Source organism: Collinsella sp. CLA-AP-H1 (genome assembly GCF_040092945.1).
Lineage (GTDB): Bacteria > Actinomycetota > Coriobacteriia > Coriobacteriales > Coriobacteriaceae > Collinsella.
Genome location: NZ_JBBNKO010000001.1, coordinates 51,529 through 69,236 on the forward strand (window position 1 = coordinate 51,529; position 17,708 = coordinate 69,236).

Consider the following 17,708-nt stretch of genomic DNA (forward strand, 5'->3'; position numbering starts at 1 on the left):
GTGTTTCGGGTTGACCAATTCTACCGCCGCGGGCGAGGCCATGCGCAAATCGGCTACCATGGTTGCAAACTTCTAGGAGAAAGGGCCGCCCATGTCGGTCGATATAGCCACGTATGTCCACGATCTTGCCGTTGCCGCCAAGGCAGCGTCGGCCTCTCTTGCCACGGCGAGCGATGAGCAGCGCCAGGAGGCCGTGCGCGCCATGGCCGCAGCACTGCGCAACGGTGTCGACTCCATCGTCGCCGCCAACGAGCTTGATATGTCCGCCGCGCGCGATGCGGGGACCTCGGCAGGGCTCCTCGATCGCCTGTTGCTGACGCCCGAGCGCGTCGAGGGCATGGCCGCCGGCCTGGAGAAGCTTGCCGAGCTGCCCGATCCTGTCGGCCGCGTGCTCGACCACCGCGTGCTTGCAAGCGGCGTGGACCTCACCCGCGTGAGCGTGCCGCTTGGTCTGGTCGCCATGGTCTATGAGGCGCGCCCCAACGTGACGGCCGACGCCGCGGGCATCTGTATCCGCACCGGCAACGCCTGCATTCTGCGCGGCGGCTCGCTGGCCTATCACTCGTGCGCCATGATTTCCGTGTTGCTGGCCGATGCGCTTGAGGCCCAGGGTTTCCCGCGCGAGGCCGTGTCGATGATCGAGTCTACCGACCGCGAGGCCACCGGCGAGCTCATGAAGCTCCGCGGCATCGTCGATGTGCTCATCCCGCGTGGCGGTGCGGGTCTGATCCAGCGTTGTGTTCGCGAGTCGCTCGTTCCGGTGATTGAGACGGGCACGGGCAACTGCCATATCTACGTGCATGAATCCGCCGACTTTGACAAGGCGCTCAACATTATCCTCAATGCCAAGACCCAGCGCGTGGGCGTTTGCAATGCTGCCGAGTCGTTGCTGGTCGACCGCGCCGTGGCCGACGCGTTTTTGCCCGCGGCCGTGGCCGTGTTGCACGACCATGGTGTGCTCATCCACGGCGACGAGTCCACGTGCGCCGCTTGCGCCGATGCCGGTCTTGCCGAGGGCGACGACTACGTGGCCGCGACCGAGGAGGACTGGGGCCGTGAGTACCTGGCGCTCGAGATGAGCGTGAAGGTCGTTGCGAACGAGGATGAGGCCATTGCGCACATCAATCGCTATGGCACCATGCATTCCGAGGCCATCATCGCGGAGGACGCGGACGCCTGCGAGCGCTTTTTGGATGAGATCGATGCCTCGGCCGTGTATGCCAACGCCAGTACGCGCTTCACCGACGGCGGCGAGTTTGGCCTGGGCGCCGAGATCGGCATCTCGACCCAAAAGCTCCACGCGCGCGGCCCCTTCGCCGCCGAGGCCCTCACCACCTACAAATACAAGCTCCGCGGCACCGGCCAGGTCCGCCCCTAAAATCCGTATAAACGAAAACCACCACAAAGGGGACAGGCACCTTTGTGGTGGTTTTAGGTGGCGTGAGCGGTTAGGCCTGGAAGGTGTCGCGGTCGGGGGCGAAGGACTGCATGGCTGCGATGGTGCGGTCGAAGAGTTCGGGAAGCTCCCAGCCCAGCATCTCGGCGCCCTGCGAAATCACGTCGCGCGAGCAGCCGGCGGCAAAGCGCTTGTCCTTGAACTTCTTCTTGAGCGACTTGGTCGTAAAGTCCATGACGCTCTTGCTCGGGCGCATGATGACGGCGGCGCCGATCAGGCCAGTGAGCTCATCGCAGGCAAACAGGATCTTTTCCATCTGCAGCTCGGGCTTGGGCAGCGAAGAGTTGAAATCGGACGTGTGTGTCTGGATGGCACGGATAAGCTCGGGAGAGGCGCCCTCGCCCTCGAGGATCTCGGCCGCATAGATGGTGTGGTTCACGGGGTCGTCCTCATGCTCCTCCCAATCCAGGTCGTGCAGCAGACCGACGATGCCCCAAAACTCCTCGTTCTCGGGGTCGAACTCGCGCGCAAAGTAGCGCATAGTGCCCTCGACCGTCTCGCCATGGGTGATGTGGAACGGGTCCTTGTTGTGCTCGTTGAGCAGTTCGAACGCGCGGTCGCGGGTGATTCCGGCGGTAAGCGGCTCTGCCATAAGGGACTCCTTGTGCTCGTGGGTATCGATAAGAATGAATACTACTAGAACAAGAAAACCACCACAAAGGTGCCTGTCCCCTTTGTGGTGGTTTTTGGTGCGGATGGGTTAGTTGAGGGCGGCTTGGGCTAGGCGGGCTTCGGCATCCTCCTCGGTGACGCCCAGGGCCACGGCGAACTCCTCGATGGAGCGGCGTTTGGCCTCCTTGAGTACGCGCATGTAGTAAGAGCTGGGCTTTTTGTCTGCTTCCTCGGCCTGGCGAATACGGTGCATCATGGTTTTTGCCACGCGGACCGTCTCGGGCGCACCCAGCTTAAGCTGCTGCTTAAAGTGCGTCTCCTCGAGCGAGCTGTTGCGCTCGGTAAAGGTGTCGCACTCCAACTCGCTGTAGTGGCTCAGCAGATGCTCGGCATCTTGCTGGGAGATGGCGGCATGCAAACGGTCGGCCTGCGCCACGGGGTACATGAGGATCGTCTGCGCATGTCCCTGCTTGGTCTCGAGCAACAGCATGGGCTGCGGCGTGTCGTCCCTAAAACCGACGACGGTGCAGACTCCCTGACCCGGATGAATGACGTGTTGACCGATTGAGAACATGCTACCTCCAACTTATACGAATTTACGTATGTCTAGAATACCACGCTGACGTGCGCAAACCCTTACTTTATGCAGGAAAAGCACACAACTCTGATAGGTAAGAGTATTCGATAAATAGAACGGCTTATTCAGGCGTTTATGCATTTCCAGAACGTGTATAAATTGCAGGCAAACCGCCAACTTTGTACCACCGCGCAAGAGCGGTAGTCATTTTTGTGCATATGCAATTTCGATTGGCTTTACCCTGCGACAGTGTGCGTCGCTTGTGATAGAGTGCTACAAACTCTGGCTTTTGCCCTACGAGTGACCAAGAGCTCGGGGGCTTTAACACAAGGAGGATCTATGCCCGAGAAGATTGAAGAGCTGGTACGCGCTGCGCTTGCTGCGGCCCAGGAGGCCGGCGACCTTTCCGCATTTGAACTTGACGATTGCGCCATCGAGCGACCGGCTGACACTTCTCATGGCGAGTGGACCTCCACCATGGCCCTGAAGTCCGCCAAGCTGGCTCACTGCGCTCCGCGCAAGATCGCCGAGGCCGTCGTTGCCCATATGCCCGAGGACCCCGCGATCGAGAAGGTCGAGATCGCAGGCCCCGGCTTCATCAACTTCTACCTCTCCGTCGCCGTCAAGAACGCCATCTTCGGCGAGGCCCGCGAGAAGGGCATGGACTTCGCTAAGTCCAACGTCGGCGGCGGCCTGAAGACCCAGGTCGAGTTCGTTTCCGCCAACCCCGTCGGCCCCATGCACATCGGCCATGGCCGCTGGGCCGCTCTGGGCGACTCCCTCTGCCGTGTTATGGACCACGCCGGTTACGATATCCAGCGTGAGTTCTACATCAACGACCACGGATCTCAGATGAACACCTTCGGCAACTCCATCAGCACGCGCTATATGCAGCTCGCCGACATCATCGCCAAGCAGGGCGTGGATATCGACGAGGCTCACAAGCTGCTGATCGCCGACCGCGACGCCTATGTCGCCGACGAGAACGACGAGCACCCCGAGACCCATCCCTACCAGGACAACTTTGCCGAGACTCTGGGCAAGGACTCCTACGGCGGCGACTACATCATCGACGAGGCTGCCGAGTTCTGGCGCACCGACGGCGACAAGTGGGTCGAGGCCGATCCGCAGGAGCGCATGGAGAGCTTCCGCGAGCGCGGCTACGTAAAGATGGTCGACAACATGCGCGACCTTTGCCATGCCGTTAACTGCGACTTCGATCGTTGGTTCTCCGAGCGCTCGCTGTATGTGAAGGACACCGAGGGCGAGACCGCCGGCACCTCCGCCGTCGACCGCGCTTTTGAGAAGCTCGACAAGATGGGCTATCTCTACACCAAGGACGGCGCCCTGTGGTTCCGCTCCACCGACCTGGGCGATGACAAGGACCGCGTTCTGATCAAGTCCGACGGCGAGTACACCTACTTCGCCTCCGACGTTGCCTATCACTGGGATAAGTTCCAGCGCGTCGACCACGTCATCGACATCTGGGGCGCCGACCACCACGGCTACATCGAGCGCGTCCGCTGCGTCTGCGATGCCTTGGGTTACCCCGGCAAGTTTGAGGTTCTGCTGGGCCAGCTCGTCAACCTGCTGCGCAACGGCAAGCCCGTCCGTATGTCCAAGCGTAAGGGCACCATGGTGACCCTGCAGGAGCTCGTCGACGAGGTCGGCTCCGACGCTGCCCGTTACACCCTCATCTCCAAGAGCTCCAACCAGATGGTCGACTTCGATATTGAGGCCGTCAAGAAGCGCGACAACTCCAACCCGGTGTACTACGTGCAGTACGCTCACGCCCGCGTGTGCTCCATCCTGCGCCGTGCCGCTGACGTTACGCCCGAGCAGGCTGACGAGATGGGTATGAAGGCCGTCGCCGCCAAGGCCATCGGTGAGAACGTCGATTACTCGCTGCTGATCGACCCGACCGAGCTCGCCCTTTCGCGCAAGCTCAACGAGCTCACCGACCTCATCGCCAGCTGCGCTCGCGACCGCGCCCCGTTCCGTCTGACGCACTTTGCTGAGGAACTCGCCGGCGACTTCCACAGCTTCTACGCTGCCTGTCAGGTGCTGCCGAGCGAGGGCCGTCCCGTCGACCCCGAGCTTTCGCGTGCCCGTCTGGCCGCTTGCGATGCCGTCCGTGTGACGCTCGCCCTGGTGCTCACCCTCGTTGGCGTTTCCGCGCCCGAGCAGATGTAATCTACGGGTCATTTGACCGTACAGACTTGGTTTAACTAAGCCTTGAAAGCCCGATCTCCCACGGAGGTCGGGCTTTTTGCAAACGCCGACGTATTGACGAATTTGGAACTGCTGGAAATACGAAACTATGCCGGTTTACTACGATGAAATGAGAAATTCCAACTACGCCGGCTTTTCGCAAAAAAGTGCAAGGCATCTACCTGCGGTTTTAGTTCAACAAGTTTCGGAGTGATCGCGGTTGAGCGATTCATCGTAGTAAACCGCCACAGTTTTGGCGGAGGCAGTCAGATTTGTGGGTGTTAAACCAAAGATTGTCCCTTTTGACTAGTCGTTTAAGAACGTCCTCAATGACTAAGTTGCAGGTGGTTGCGGTTGTGTTACACTAACGCTGCGTATATGACGCAAATATCTCGATACAGATCAATGATGTCCGTCGGTATTTGACGGAGCTAGACTGTTTAGCCGCCCTGAAGGTTTATGCAGGGAGCATGTGATCACAGGGCTTGAAAAGAAAGTTGAGCAAACACTGTGTCTGATCAACAGCAAGAAAACGAAATAACGACGACGCAAGCCGCTCCCGCTGCACCGGTTGCGTTGGACCAGGTCGCGGCGCCCGCGCAAGCCTCGGCTCCTGAGACGCCTAAGGCTGCTTCGACGCCTACGCCTTCAGCGGCTGAGAAGGCCGTGCCTGCAACTGGTGAGGAGGCTGCTCCGGCAAAGCCCAAGCGTACGCGCCGCACGGTCAAGCCTGCCACTGACGGCGAGGAGGTCACCAAGCCCAAGCGCCGTACCACGCGCACGACGCGCGCCAAGCGCACCGTTGCAGCTGACTCCTCGGCGCCGATTTCCGATGAGGTCGCGCAGGCACGTGCGTTGGCGCAGATTAGCGAGGCTCAGGTGGTGCGCGCCCGCCGTCGTGCTGCCGAGCGCGAGGCCGCGGCTCTGACCGAGCTTGCAGCTCCGTCTGTGCCCGAGACGCCTGCCGCCGACCAGCCGACCGAGAAGCCGGTACCGCGCACACGCCGTCGTACGGCTGCTAAGGCCGAGCAGGTTGCCGATCAGGTAACCCCCGAGCTCACTGAGGCTTCGGTCCGTTCCGCGGCAGGGGAGGGCACATCGCCTGTTGAGCCCGCTGCGCCTGTCGAGGCCAGCGAAGTTTCCGTTGTCGATCCGGCTTTGCGCCCGCACCGTCGCGGTCGCAAGCCCAAGGCCTTCGTCGAGGCAGAGAAGGCCGCAGCCGCAGCTGCAGCCGCTCGGGATGCTGCGGCGACCGCCGAGTCTGCAACCGCCGCCGACGCGCCCGTCCAGGATGCTACGACTTCCGAGGCCGCTCCCGCCGATGTCGAGCCCGCCGACCTCCGTCCCGGTCCCAGCCGTCGCACTGCTGCTAAGCGCACGTCCAAGGCTAAGGCTGCCAAGAAGGGCGCGTCCGAGGATTCCGCCGAGACGACCGTCGATGCATCGGCTGATGCCGCCGAGTCCCAGGACGTCGAACAACCTGCGTCCGAGAAGCCCAAGCGCGGTCGTAAGAAGTCCGCTAAGGCCAAGACGTCCGAGCAGCAGGCTGATGTCGAAGCGCAAGTCGATTCCGGTGCCGAGGCCAATGACGCTGCTGCGGCCAATGCCGACGCCGCCGCAACTGATGGTGCCGCGCCCGCCGAGGCCGAAGACGGCGCTCGCCCCAACCGTCGCCAACACAAGCGTAACGACGAGCGCAACGACCGCAAGGACGAGCGCAACAACGACCGTCGCAACCGCCAGCGCGATCGCAAACAGCGCAACAAGGAGCGCAACGCCGCCCCCACCGAGCCCACGCTTTCGCGCGAGGAGCTCGCGGCCATGAAGGTCGCCGAGCTGCGCGAGAAGGCCAAGGAGTTCGAGATCGAGACGACCGGCAAGAAGAAAGCCGAGCTCGTCGAGGAGATCTACGTCACCGCCGCGAAGGCCGAGGGCTTCCGCGACATCAAGGGCATCCTGCAGATTCGTCCGGACAGCTCCGGTATCATCCATGCCCATGGCTACATGAAGTCCAACGACGACGCCTTCGTGCCCGCCTACCTCATCCGCTCCGCGCGCCTGCGCACGGGCGACGTCATCGAGGGCTCGCTGCGTCCTTCGCGCGGCGGCGACAAGCGCGCCGGCCTCGCCAAAATCACGACCGTCAACGGTCTGGACCCCGAGCAGATTCGCAACCGTCCCAAGTTCGGCGACCTCACCCCGGTCTATCCCAACGAGCCGTTGCGCATGGAGCACGGCAAGGACTCCATTACCGGTCGCGCCATCGACATCGTGTCGCCGATCGGCAAGGGTCAGCGTGGCCTGATCGTGTCCCCGCCCAAGGCCGGCAAGACCACGATCCTCAAGAAGATCTGCCAGTCTATCTCGATTAACAACCCCGAGGTGCACCTCATCTGCCTGCTCGTCGACGAGCGCCCCGAAGAGGTCACCGATATGCAGCGCTCCATTAAGGGCGAGGTCGTGGCCTCGACCTTCGATATGCCCGCCGACAACCACACCCGCGTGGCCGAGCTCGTCATCGAGCGTGCCAAGCGCATCGTGGAGCTGGGCGGCGATGTCGTGGTGGTGCTCGACTCCATCACGCGTCTTGCCCGCGCCTACAACTTGGCGGCGCCCGCCTCGGGCCGTATCCTTTCGGGCGGCGTCGATTCGGCGGCGCTGTATCCGCCCAAGCGCTTCCTGGGCGCAGCCCGTAATATTGAGAACGGTGGCTCGCTCACCATCCTGGCCTCTGCCCTCATCGACACCGGTTCCAAGATGGACGAGGTCATCTTTGAGGAGTTTAAGGGCACCGGCAACATGGAGCTTAAGCTCGACCGCGACCTGGCCGATCGCCGCATCTTCCCGGCTATCGACCCCGTTGCCTCTGGTACGCGCAACGAGGATCTGCTGGTCGACGAGCAGATGCGCCCGTTTGTCTTTGGCCTGCGTCGCATTCTTGCCGGCATGAACAACACCGAGCGCGCGGCCGCATCGTTTATCAAGGGTCTTAAGGGCACCAACACCAACCAGGAGTTCCTGGTGCGTTCGGCCAAAAAGCACAGCGACTACGAGCAGACGTTCTAGGTTGTCATCCACACGCAGCGATAGTCATCAATGCAATAAAGGGTCGGGGCTTTGAGCCTCGGCCCTTTTCTATATCGCCGCTCCGCGCTTTTTTGACCATAAGACTGGCAAGCAGCAGGTTTCCCGTTTCAATCCGACATCGTCGCTTGCAATCGACAGGGCGGTTTCGCATAATAGCTTTTAAGCTTCGCGACGGAAAACGCAGATGAAACGAACCATATACCGTTGCTTTGGGGCATAGCCCCGCTTCATCTTCTCTCGCGCAGCCAACTGAATGATGCGATTTGGGTGCTGGAAGATGGGGAGAGCTCATGGCTTCTTCTGATGCAACACAACGAGCAGTCCTTGCCGGACTTTCGTGCGGGATCGGCCTTGCCGCTCCCGTGGTTATGTATGCCGCGACGCTGCCGTTTTCGTCGGTGAACGAGACGGTCGTGGCGGGTGCGGTTCCCTTCGCCGTGGGCGCGGTGGCGGGCGTGGGTATCTATGCCGCCTCGCTGGGTATCTCCGAGTACCGTGCGCAGCGTGAAGAGCGTCTGTTCCAGCCCGATGCCATGGGCGGTGCCGCCAATCTCAATCAGCATCAAAGCGAGTTCAAGACCGCCTCGATTCCAGCCCAGCAGCAGGATGCGACTCCTTACGCTGCGGCTTCTGCTTCTCAGACTCAGGCGGAGCAGTCTACCTCGGCATTCCTTTCCGGCCTGACTGGTGCGTTCCAGCGCCGTCATGCCGATGATGGCGTCCCTACCATCGCGCGAGCCGCAGATGCTATGGACGAGGCCGAGGCTTGGTCCATGATCGACAGTATGCTCGACGACGATTCGCCGGTGAGCTGCGACCCTGCACACTCGCGCGACGTCTATCAAGTCGCCATCGACGAGCTCACCAACGGCGGGCAGACCGGCTCCTTCAATCGCGACGACATCGCCGCCGCGGCACGCGCCGTGTCTGGTTCCCAGGCCGCCCCTGCGGGCAGCACGGCGGCTTTCGTGGCACTCGTTGCCAACGCGGCAGCCAATAACGCCTACAGCGCTACCTCGGCGGACGCGAACGCTTCTGCCGACAATTCGTACGTTGATGAAGCCATGACTGCGGACGAGGAGGCCGTTGCCGCCCGCCGTGCCGCCGAAAGCTCGCTGTGGGGCGCTCCTGCCCAGCAGCAGGCGGCTGAGGCTGCGCCGTACAATGCAAACCTCGCCAGCATGCCTATCATCTCCGGTGCCGCGGACATCGATCTCGATGACCTCGATGAGCCTGCAGCCATCACCGCATCGATTGATGCCCAAGATCGCATCGACACCGGCGACCTTCCGGATGCCTCGCTCGAGGTTGATGTCCCCATGGCCGATTACTCGGGCCACGAGGACATGTGGGCCGCCGCCACCGCGATTCTGGATGAGATTGACGAGCCTGCTCCTGTTGCAGCCCCCGCTCCCGTCGCTGCCCCTCAGCCTGCTGCCCCCGCCTATGTCGGCCGTCACAGCGCTGTGTTCCCCGAGGATACCGCCCGTATCTCGCGCGAGAGCATCGAGCGGGCCGAGGCTATTGCCGCCGGCATTATGGAAAATCGTCGTCACGAGCGCGTCAATCAGATCCTCGAGGAAGAGATCGAGCGCCTGCAGTCCTCTACCGCCAAGCGTACGGGCCGTGCCTATCTGAGCGTTATCGAGGGCGGTACCGCCAGCTTCGCGCCGCTCCGCGCGGAGGCATAACTTCTGCATGGTTAAGATCAATCGAAAATGGGCGGTTGTAACCTGCCTGATGGCGCTCTTGATCTGGGGCAATTCGCTGGTTCCCGGCTCGGGGTCGGGCTCGCTGAGCCTGACGGTCATGGAAGCTATCCGCGGTTTCCTGCACGGCGTGGGACTTCCATATGAATGGGTGACCAACTTTGTTGTTCGCAAGTGCGCGCATTTTACCGAGTATATGGTGCTCGGCATCTTGGCAACGCACGCCTTTGATTTTGAGGGCCGGCGCACCTTTGACGTGCTGCTGCCCACGGCGGTGTTCCTGCTGCTGATTCCTTCGATCGACGAGACGATTCAGCTCTTTGTGCCGGGACGCGCCGGCATGATCACCGATGTGATGATCGACTACTGTGGAGCGGCAACGGGCGTTGTGCTCCGATATCTACTACAATCGCTCATATGTGCCAAAAAGGCCGCCTAGGACGTATGTTTGGTCCTAGGCGGCCTTTTTTATTTGAGGACTTATATGAGGCGTGGTGGCGTCGTTCCGTAGGTCGGATTTGCCGGGCGCGCCACGCCCTGTGGGTGCGTCTGCTACTGAAGCGCCTGTGCGCCCAGGGCCAGGCAGCCCATAATGCCCTGTTTGCCCTCGAGGCTGTTGTTGACGATGTAGTTATCGATGTCGTTGACCTCGGGCGTGACGATATAGCCGTTGAGCATCTCGGCACACTTTTTGCGTGCGAGCGGCACGATGGGGGTGTGGTCGGCCACACCGCCGCCGATGATGATCTTTTGCGGCGCGTAGCACAGCGTGTAGGTCATGAGCGCCTGTGCCAGATAGCCCGCGAGCAGGTCCATGGCCTCTGGGTCATCGGCCATGTCTCCGGCGCTCTTGCCATCCCAGCGCTTTTTAACGCCGGGGCCGGCGATGAGGCCCTCGAGGCAGTTGTCATGGAAGGGGCAAGCGCTATGCTCGCCGATGGTGTCGCGCGGGTCGCGCGTGACCAGGATGTGGCCGGCCTCGGGATGCATCATGCCGTGTACGAGCTTACCGCCCGAGAGCACGCCGGCGCCCACACCGGTGCCGATGGTCAGGTAGACCACGTCCGTGAGGCCCTGGGCGCAACCAAAGGTGACCTCGCCCAAGCAGGCAACGTTGACGTCGGTGTCGTAGCCGCAGGGAATATTGAGCTCGTTTTGGATGGTGCCCAGCAGGTCGAAGTAGCGCCATGCCGTTTTGGGTGTCTCCAGGATCTTGCCGTATTGGGGCGAGGCGGGGTTGACTGCGGTGGGGCCAAATGCGCCGATGCCCAGCGCGGCGATGCCCTTGTTCGCAAACCATGCGTTGACGGCCTCAACGGTCTCCTGCGGGGTCGTGGTCGCGATCTGCTCACGCTCCAGGACCGTACCGTCTGCATAGCCCGTGGCGCAGACCATCTTGGTGCCGCCGGCCTCGAGCGCTCCGATAAGCTGCTGTTCTGCCATAGTATTCCTCTCTCTGGGACGAGTTGCTCCGTGACTAAAGTATAGGGCTCTAAACCATTTAAGAAAGCGCTATAAAAAGAAGCCTCGCAACGTGGCGGGCGGTGCGAGGCTTCTTTGGTTGCTTTAGTTGCCGGGCCGTCCTTACCCGCGCGGTTTGATTTTATCACGCAGGGACTTGAGGTTCTCCAGCGCCGCGTTGAGCGTCTCGTCACGCTTGGCAAAGTGGAAGCGAATCAGATGGTTGACGGGCTCGCGGAAGAAGCTCGAGCCGGGCACTGCGCCCACGCCTACCTTAGACGCGAGGTCCTCGCAGAATTCGAGGTCGCTGTCGTAGCCAAACTCAGAGATATCCATCATCACGTAGTAGGCGCCCTGCGGCACGTTATGCTCAAGACCGATGCTGTCGAGTCCCTGGCAGAACAGGTCGCGTTTGGCGGTATAGAGGTCAAGGACTTCATCGTAATAGCTGTCGTTGAAGTTGAGGGCGGTGACGACAGCTTCCTGCAGGGGAGCGGCAGCACCCACGGTGAGGAAGTCGTGGACCTTCTTGATGCGCTCGGTGATCTCGGCAGGGGCGATGGTGTAGCCCAGGCGCCAGCCGGTGATGGAGTAGGTCTTAGACAGCGAGCTGCAACTGATGGTTCGTTCGAACATGCCGGGCAGCGTGGCCATATAGACGTGCTCGTGGGGCGCGTAGACGATGTGCTCGTATACCTCGTCGGTGATGCAGTAGGCGTCGTACTTTTTGCAGAGGTCGGCGATAAAGGTGAGCTCCTCGCGCGTGAAGACCTTGCCGCAAGGGTTGGAAGGGTTGCACAGGACGATGGCCTTGGGGTCGTTGTCGCGGAAGGCAGCCTCGAGCGCCTCGCGGTCAAAGTCGAATGTGGGCGGGTTGAGCGGCACGTAGATGGGCTCGGCACCCGAAAGAATCGTGTCGGCGCCGTAGTTCTCGTAGAACGGCGAGAAGATTACGACCTTGTCGCCGGGGTTCGTGACCGTCATCATGGCGGCCATCATGGCCTCGGTGGAGCCGCAGGTGACTACGATATTCTCGTTGGGGTTCACCGGCATGCCCATAAAGTGCTCCTGTTTGGCAGCGAGCGCCTCGCGCATGGCCTGGGAGCCCCAGGTGATGGAGTACTGGTGATAGAGCGGCTTGGGGTCGCTGGCGATGGCGCTGAGGCTGTTGAGCAGCTGCGCTGGGGGATCGAAGTCAGGGAAGCCCTGCGAGAGATTGACGGCATCGTACTTATTGGAGATGCGTGTCATGCGGCGGATGACCGAATCGGTAAATGTTGCCGTGCGGTTGGAGAGTTCTTTCATGCCGGTCCTTTCGAGGATTTGCAGTGGGGCAAGTTTACTCCTATGGAACCGGTGGGAATTGCTCGAAACGCGCTCGAAAAACTCTTTTCAAAATTCTTGAAAATTGGGGCTTGCATCGCGTGGCGTTCCTTGCAATAATAGTCGAGCGCGAAGCGCGCAGGACACGGTGGGTGTAGCTCAGTTGGCTAGAGCGACGGGTTGTGGTCCCGTAGGTCGAGGGTTCGAGTCCCTTTACCCACCCCAGTTCTTGCTTCGTGTTGATATCGGGTCGTTAGCTCAGTTGGTAGAGCAGGGGACTCTTAATCCCAAGGTCCAGGGTTCGAACCCCTGACGGCCCACCACACGATATCTCATCTAAAGTCCGCCATAACGGACTTTAGCTTTGGGTCGTTAGCTCAGTTGGTAGAGCAGGGGACTCTTAATCCCAAGGTCCAGGGTTCGACCCCCTGACGGCCCACCCAAAGATCGTTAAAGCGACTGGCTCAGGCTGGTCGCTTTTTTGTTGACCTCGCATGGGGTCGAACCCGTTGGGGCGCGGAGCTGAGGAAATGCGTAAGCATTTGCCAGCGCAGCGCGCAAGGCGCGAAGCGCCGCAGTGACCGCCTGCGCAGCAGGCTGACCCCCTGACGGCCCACCCAAAGATTGTTAAAGCGACTGGCTCAGGCTGGTCGTTTTTTGTTGACCTCGCATGGGGTCGAACCCGAAAGGGCGCGGCCGCTTTCACAGATTGAGTCTACCCTGGGGATCGGTGAAACCGTCAGTACCCTCCTTGAGTTTCTTCTCGTCTGCCTTCACGCGACGCTCGAGCTTTTTTGTATCCTCGGCAGGCGGTAGGTTCTCGGGAACAATTCCGCGGTCGATGAGGCTACCACGCACGCTCGTGTTGTTCTCGACGTGTTCTTGTTTGATCTGGTCCAGACCGTACAGGTCGTGTTCCTCGGCGTTGAAGGCCGTCATCGAGTTCGTGAGGTCCTTTGCTTTGATGAGAACATCGGCTAGCTTGTCCGCCAATGCAGCACTCTTGGGCACACCAAGCTGCCGCTTTATGTCCGCCGTGCTTCTGCCGCCGAATAACGCCTCATCGCCCTTCGACTTGATGATCGCGAATCCTTTGGAGTCCACGCCTCGTTTGAACGCAATGCCCGAGAGCTGTTTCTCTGAATCGGATAGCGAGTGGCGCGCCTGCAAGCGCTGAATCTCTGCGAAGCGCTGCTCTATGAGCTCTTGGCGGCGCGTCTGCACGGCAAAGTATGCCTGGGCGAGCGCGATCTCTGGCTTGTTTGAATCTCCGTTCTGCGCGATTAAATAGCATGCATAGCGCGTAAGTTTGTAGTCTTTAACCGCGCGAGCGGCGACACCGGCAGTTACCATTTTCGTGGTGTCACGAAAATGGGAATCAACTGGAGTTTTGTTTGTTTCGCATGAGACTTTTGCCCTCTTAACAACTTCGGCGAAGTTCTCCCATCGAGTGTACCCCATGGGTTCCATTAAATCGCGTGCGAGCCAATACTCAACGCCGTCTTCCACATTGGCGTAGCTATCAAGTTCGATACGCCACTTCTCGATATCTCTACTGTCCATATCTCCTCCTCGCTGGTCTATCTTCTATGCGGGCTTTGCCCGCTCTGTATTCAGAATAAGGATACGCTGTCGTGCGGACACGAATGGGCCCCGTGCTGCTTCGAGCTCACGGGGCCCATGGATATCGATTGGTTGTGTTCTGCTTTAGATAGGTGTCCGGTTTAATCCGCTCGATAGTGCGACCCGAGACTTTCGGTTCGCTTGCGCATGGCTTTGACCATTTCCTGTGCTAGTCGAATCTGCGATTGCAGGCGGGCGAGGGCAGCGATTTCGCTGTCGTTGGCATGTGGCTTATTTAGAGCCGTGGCTTCGTCTTGCAGGCTTTCAAGCTGTTGCAGGGCCTCGGATAGGCCTGTTTCGGTCCTGTTGATCATGCAATAGGTGCTCATCGTGTGCCTAAGGCTGTGTGTCAGGCGTTCGGCATCTGTTGTGGCAATGCCGTACTGGGGGAGGGTGATATCCGCCTTCAGGGCTGCCTCAGGCTCCTTCTGCGCTGCAAGGGCTGCCGATGCGCCCGCGACGCGCCCGAACACGATGCCGTTGGCGCTTGACAAGCCACCAATGCGGTCGGCGCCGTGCATGCCGCCTGTCGCCTCGCCGCAAGCGTAGAGGCCCTCAACGCCCGTGTGCGCGGTCTTATCGATCTTGATGCCGCCGTTAGCGGCGTGGGCATACATCGCAACGCGCATCTCGTCGGTCGGCGCGATGCCGTGCTCGTCTTGCAGCCAGGTGGCAAAGGTCTGCACAAACTCTGGGACATCCTCGCGGGGGAAGTCGTAGTGGAGTGCCAGGCCTTCGGCACCTGCCTGTTCGATGACGAGATCGATAGCGCGGGAGGCCAAGCGTGACGTGAAGGGACCATATCCAGAGCGCTGCTCGAGCAGGTCGTCCAGCTTGTCGTCGGCAATATCTACCGGCTGGTCTACATGCACGTAGCGCCAGGTTTTCTCGTTGAAGACCAAGTTACGCCTGGGCTCGATGAAGCCAGGCATCATCTGCATGAACTCTATATTAGTAAGTGTTGCGCCGTGCGCCAGTGCGATGGCCTGCGAGGAGCTGAGCACATCAGCCGACGTAAGGCTGCGCTCGAACAGGCCGCCTGTGCCACCGGCTGCGATGATCGTGGCCTTGGCAGCAAAGGGCACGATTCGATTTTCGGTAAGGTCGTAGAGTACGGTTCCGGTTATTCTGCCGTTCGTGTCCTCAACAAGGTCGATAAGCTCATGGCGGGGGAGCAGGCGAATGCCGAGCGACTCGATCCAGGTCGTCAGAGCGTCCTCAAGGGGCTTGCGGGTGAGGCCGCGCCACATGCGCGTCTTGTGGTCAAAGCAGGGGATAAATTGCTTTTGTTGAGCACTCTTGGCGCTTTGCGGACGCTGGAGCTCAACGCCCAGGTCTTGCTCGAGCCAGTCAATCGCTTGGGGAATGCCGTGGACGAACGTTTGGACGAGTTCGGGGTCGGCAACGCCGCCGCCGACGGCCAGGATGGTGTCGATGAGGTCCTGCTCGTCGTCTTCGTCGACGGGACCGATGAGGCCGAGGCCCCAGGTACCCGGGAAGAAGCTCGATCCACTCATGGTCTTGCCGGCGCTTGCCACAGTGACGGTTGCACCCGTGCGTGCCGCTTCGATGGCGGCACAAAGGCCCGCAATGCCAGATCCTATTACCAGTACATCAGTCGATTCCATCGGATTCCTTTCTCGTCCGGCGCATTGTCGCACGGGTGATCGGCAATGGGGCCGCAAAGACCCGGCAAATCGGTAAAGGGCAAATATGGCAGGTGGGCGTCATGGACGCTCTGACGCTCCATCTCATCACATCTTGCATTTCGCCCCAGCTGATATATCGGCATTAGCTACCCTGCGCCAGCGCAAACAAAAAGAGCCGCTACCCGGGTGGGTAGCGGCTCCAAAGCTCAACTATATGAGCATCGCGCGGGCGCGATTAGGCCTTGAGGGCCTCCTCGACGGCGACAGCGCAGGCGACGGTGGCACCGACCATGGGGTTGTTGCCCATGCCGATGAGACCCATCATGTCGACGTGCGCAGGCACGGAGGAAGAACCGGCGAACTGGGCGTCGGAGTGCATGCGGCCCATGGTGTCGGTCATGCCGTAAGAGGCAGGGCCGGCGCCCATGTTGTCCGGGTGCAGGGTACGGCCAGTGCCGCCACCAGAAGCGACGGAGAAGTACTTCTTGCCAGCCTCGAGGCGCTCCTTCTTGTAGGTGCCAGCGACGGGGTGCTGGAAGCGCGTGGGGTTGGTGGAGTTACCGGTGATCGAGATGTCGACGTTCTCGTGCCACATGATGGCAACGCCCTCGCGGACGTCGTCGGCGCCGTAGCAGTTGACGGCGGCGCGGGGACCATCGGAGTAGGGGATGGTCTCGACGACCTTGAGCTCGCCCGTGAAGTAGTCGAACTGGGTCTTCACGTAGGTGAAGCCGTTGATGCGGGCGATGATCTGAGCAGCGTCCTTGCCCAGACCGTTGAGGATGACGCGCAGCGGCTTCTTGCGAGCCTTGTTGGCGTTCAGAGCCAGGCCGATAGCACCCTCAGCGGCAGCGAAGGACTCGTGACCGGCCAGGAAGGCGAAGCACTCGGTGTCGTCGGAGAGCAGCATAGCGCCCAGGTTGCCGTGGCCCAGACCGACCTTGCGGTCCTCGGCGACGGAGCCGGGAACGGTGAAGGCCTGGATGCCCTCGCCGATGATGGCGGCAGCCTCAGAAGCGGACTTGACGCCACGCTTGACAGCGAGAGCGCAACCGAGGGTGTAGGCCCACTCGGCGTTCTGGAAGGCGATGGACTGGGTGTTGTTGACGATCTCACGCGGGTTGAAGCCCTTGTCGGTGCAGATCTGCAGAGCTTCCTCGAGGGAGGCGATGCCGTTGTCGGCGAGGCACTTGTTGATCTTGTCAGCGCGGCGCTCGTAACCTTCGAACGTAACAGTCATAGTTATTTCCCTCCCTTTCTACTCGTGAACCGGGAACACGCTGGCGACGGAGTGAGTCTCCTCGTCGGTGCGCGGGTCGATGTACTTGGCAGCATTCTCCCACTGACCATAGTGGCCCATAGCGCCAGCGATGGCCTCCTCGGGGGTCTTGCCGGCCTTGATGGCGTCGGTGAACTTGCCGAGGTTCAGGAACTCGAATGCGATGATCTCGTTCTTGTCGTTGAGAGCCATGCGGGTGACGTAGCCCTGAGCGAGCTCGAGGTAACGAGCGCCCTTGGCCTTGGTGCCGAACATGGTGCCGACCTGAGAGCGAAGGCCCTTGCCGAGGTCGTCGAGGGAGGCGCCCACGGGCAGGCCGCCCTCGGAGAACGCGGTCTGGCTGCGGCCGTAAACGATCTGCAGGAAGATCTCGCGCATAGCAACGTTGATGGCGTCGCAGACGAGGTCGGTGTTGAGGGCCTCGAGGATGGTCTTACCGGGAAGGATCTCGGAAGCCATGGCGGCAGAGTGGGTCATGCCCGAGCAGCCGATGGTCTCAACGAGGGCCTCCTCGATGATGCCGTCCTTGACGTTCAGCGTGAGCTTGCAGGCGCCCTGCTGAGGTGCGCACCAACCCACACCGTGCGTAAGACCGGAGATGTCGGAAATCTCCTTAGCCTGGACCCACTTGCCCTCCTCGGGGATGGGTGCGGGGCCGTGGTATGCACCCTTGGCAACGGGGCACATGTTCTCCACTTCCTGTGAGTACTGCATGCCTCTC

13 protein-coding genes and 3 tRNA genes are annotated in these 17,708 nt (G+C 61.0%); 8 read left to right on the top strand and 8 right to left on the bottom strand.

Annotated features, from left to right (window positions below):
- The first annotated feature begins 91 nt into the window (after positions 1-91).
- Complete coding sequence (locus tag AAAV44_RS00245; protein ID WP_349113974.1) at positions 92-1,378, top strand: glutamate-5-semialdehyde dehydrogenase; 1,287 nt, start codon at positions 92-94, stop codon at positions 1,376-1,378.
- A 70-nt stretch (positions 1,379-1,448) separates the two neighbouring features.
- On the opposite strand, the gene AAAV44_RS00250 is transcribed toward AAAV44_RS00245, so the two are convergent.
- Both AAAV44_RS00250 and AAAV44_RS00255 read right to left on the bottom strand, forming a co-directional pair.
- Entirely contained in the window at positions 1,449-2,048 is a 600-nt protein-coding gene (locus AAAV44_RS00250; RefSeq protein ID WP_349113975.1) for an HD domain-containing protein, read from the bottom strand.
- 108 nt (positions 2,049-2,156) lie between these two features.
- On the bottom strand, positions 2,157-2,642 hold the full coding sequence (locus AAAV44_RS00255; RefSeq protein WP_349113976.1) for a CarD family transcriptional regulator: 486 nt from the start codon (positions 2,640-2,642) through the stop codon (positions 2,157-2,159).
- A gap of 342 nt (positions 2,643-2,984) precedes the next feature.
- Between AAAV44_RS00255 and argS the strand changes: the two genes are divergently transcribed.
- The 4 genes from argS (at position 2,985) to AAAV44_RS00275 (ending at position 10,091) form a co-directional block, all read left to right on the top strand.
- A complete protein-coding gene (gene argS, locus AAAV44_RS00260; RefSeq protein WP_349113977.1) occupies positions 2,985-4,838 on the top strand; it encodes an arginine--tRNA ligase in 1,854 nt (617 codons plus the stop codon).
- 528 nt (positions 4,839-5,366) lie between these two features.
- Entirely contained in the window at positions 5,367-7,922 is a 2,556-nt protein-coding gene (rho, locus tag AAAV44_RS00265) for a transcription termination factor Rho (RefSeq protein WP_349113979.1), read from the top strand.
- A gap of 311 nt (positions 7,923-8,233) precedes the next feature.
- Positions 8,234-9,634 (top strand): hypothetical protein, encoded by a 1,401-nt coding sequence (locus AAAV44_RS00270; RefSeq protein ID WP_349113980.1) that lies wholly within the window; start codon positions 8,234-8,236, stop codon positions 9,632-9,634.
- 7 nt (positions 9,635-9,641) lie between these two features.
- Entirely contained in the window at positions 9,642-10,091 is a 450-nt protein-coding gene (locus AAAV44_RS00275) for a VanZ family protein (RefSeq protein WP_316366670.1), read from the top strand.
- A 113-nt stretch (positions 10,092-10,204) separates the two neighbouring features.
- Here AAAV44_RS00275 and AAAV44_RS00280 read toward each other — a convergent pair whose 3' ends face one another.
- Together AAAV44_RS00280 and AAAV44_RS00285 are read right to left on the bottom strand one after the other, a co-directional pair.
- Positions 10,205-11,095 carry an ROK family protein gene (locus AAAV44_RS00280; RefSeq protein WP_117770214.1) on the bottom strand — a complete coding sequence of 297 codons (891 nt, stop codon included), beginning with the start codon at positions 11,093-11,095 and terminating at the stop codon, positions 10,205-10,207.
- A gap of 141 nt (positions 11,096-11,236) precedes the next feature.
- The gene (locus AAAV44_RS00285) at positions 11,237-12,418 is read right to left on the bottom strand and encodes an aminotransferase class I/II-fold pyridoxal phosphate-dependent enzyme (protein ID WP_349113982.1); all 1,182 of its coding nucleotides are present in this window, start codon (positions 12,416-12,418) and stop codon (positions 11,237-11,239) included.
- 166 nt (positions 12,419-12,584) lie between these two features.
- On the opposite strand from AAAV44_RS00285, the gene AAAV44_RS00290 reads away from it, so the two are divergent.
- From AAAV44_RS00290 to AAAV44_RS00300, 3 genes are all read left to right on the top strand, one after another.
- A tRNA-His gene (locus AAAV44_RS00290) sits at positions 12,585-12,661 on the top strand.
- Positions 12,662-12,683: 22 nt separating this feature from the next.
- Positions 12,684-12,759, top strand: a tRNA-Lys gene (locus tag AAAV44_RS00295).
- Between the two features lie 43 nt (positions 12,760-12,802).
- Positions 12,803-12,875, top strand: a tRNA-Lys gene (locus AAAV44_RS00300).
- Between the two features lie 263 nt (positions 12,876-13,138).
- Here the strand turns inward: AAAV44_RS00300 and dinD are convergent.
- The 4 genes from dinD to AAAV44_RS00320 form a co-directional block, all read right to left on the bottom strand.
- Positions 13,139-13,999: a DNA damage-inducible protein D gene (gene dinD / locus AAAV44_RS00305; RefSeq protein ID WP_349113983.1), complete on the bottom strand. Its 861-nt coding sequence runs from the start codon at positions 13,997-13,999 to the stop codon at positions 13,139-13,141.
- A 161-nt stretch (positions 14,000-14,160) separates the two neighbouring features.
- Positions 14,161-15,687 (bottom strand): FAD-binding protein, encoded by a 1,527-nt coding sequence (locus tag AAAV44_RS00310; RefSeq protein ID WP_349113985.1) that lies wholly within the window; start codon positions 15,685-15,687, stop codon positions 14,161-14,163.
- Positions 15,688-15,943: 256 nt separating this feature from the next.
- Positions 15,944-16,948, bottom strand: coding sequence for a GGGtGRT protein (locus AAAV44_RS00315; protein ID WP_349113987.1), 1,005 nt, complete (start codon positions 16,946-16,948; stop codon positions 15,944-15,946).
- Between the two features lie 18 nt (positions 16,949-16,966).
- The gene (locus AAAV44_RS00320; protein ID WP_349113988.1) at positions 16,967-17,701 is read right to left on the bottom strand and encodes a hypothetical protein; all 735 of its coding nucleotides are present in this window, start codon (positions 17,699-17,701) and stop codon (positions 16,967-16,969) included.
- Positions 17,702-17,708 lie beyond the last annotated feature (7 nt).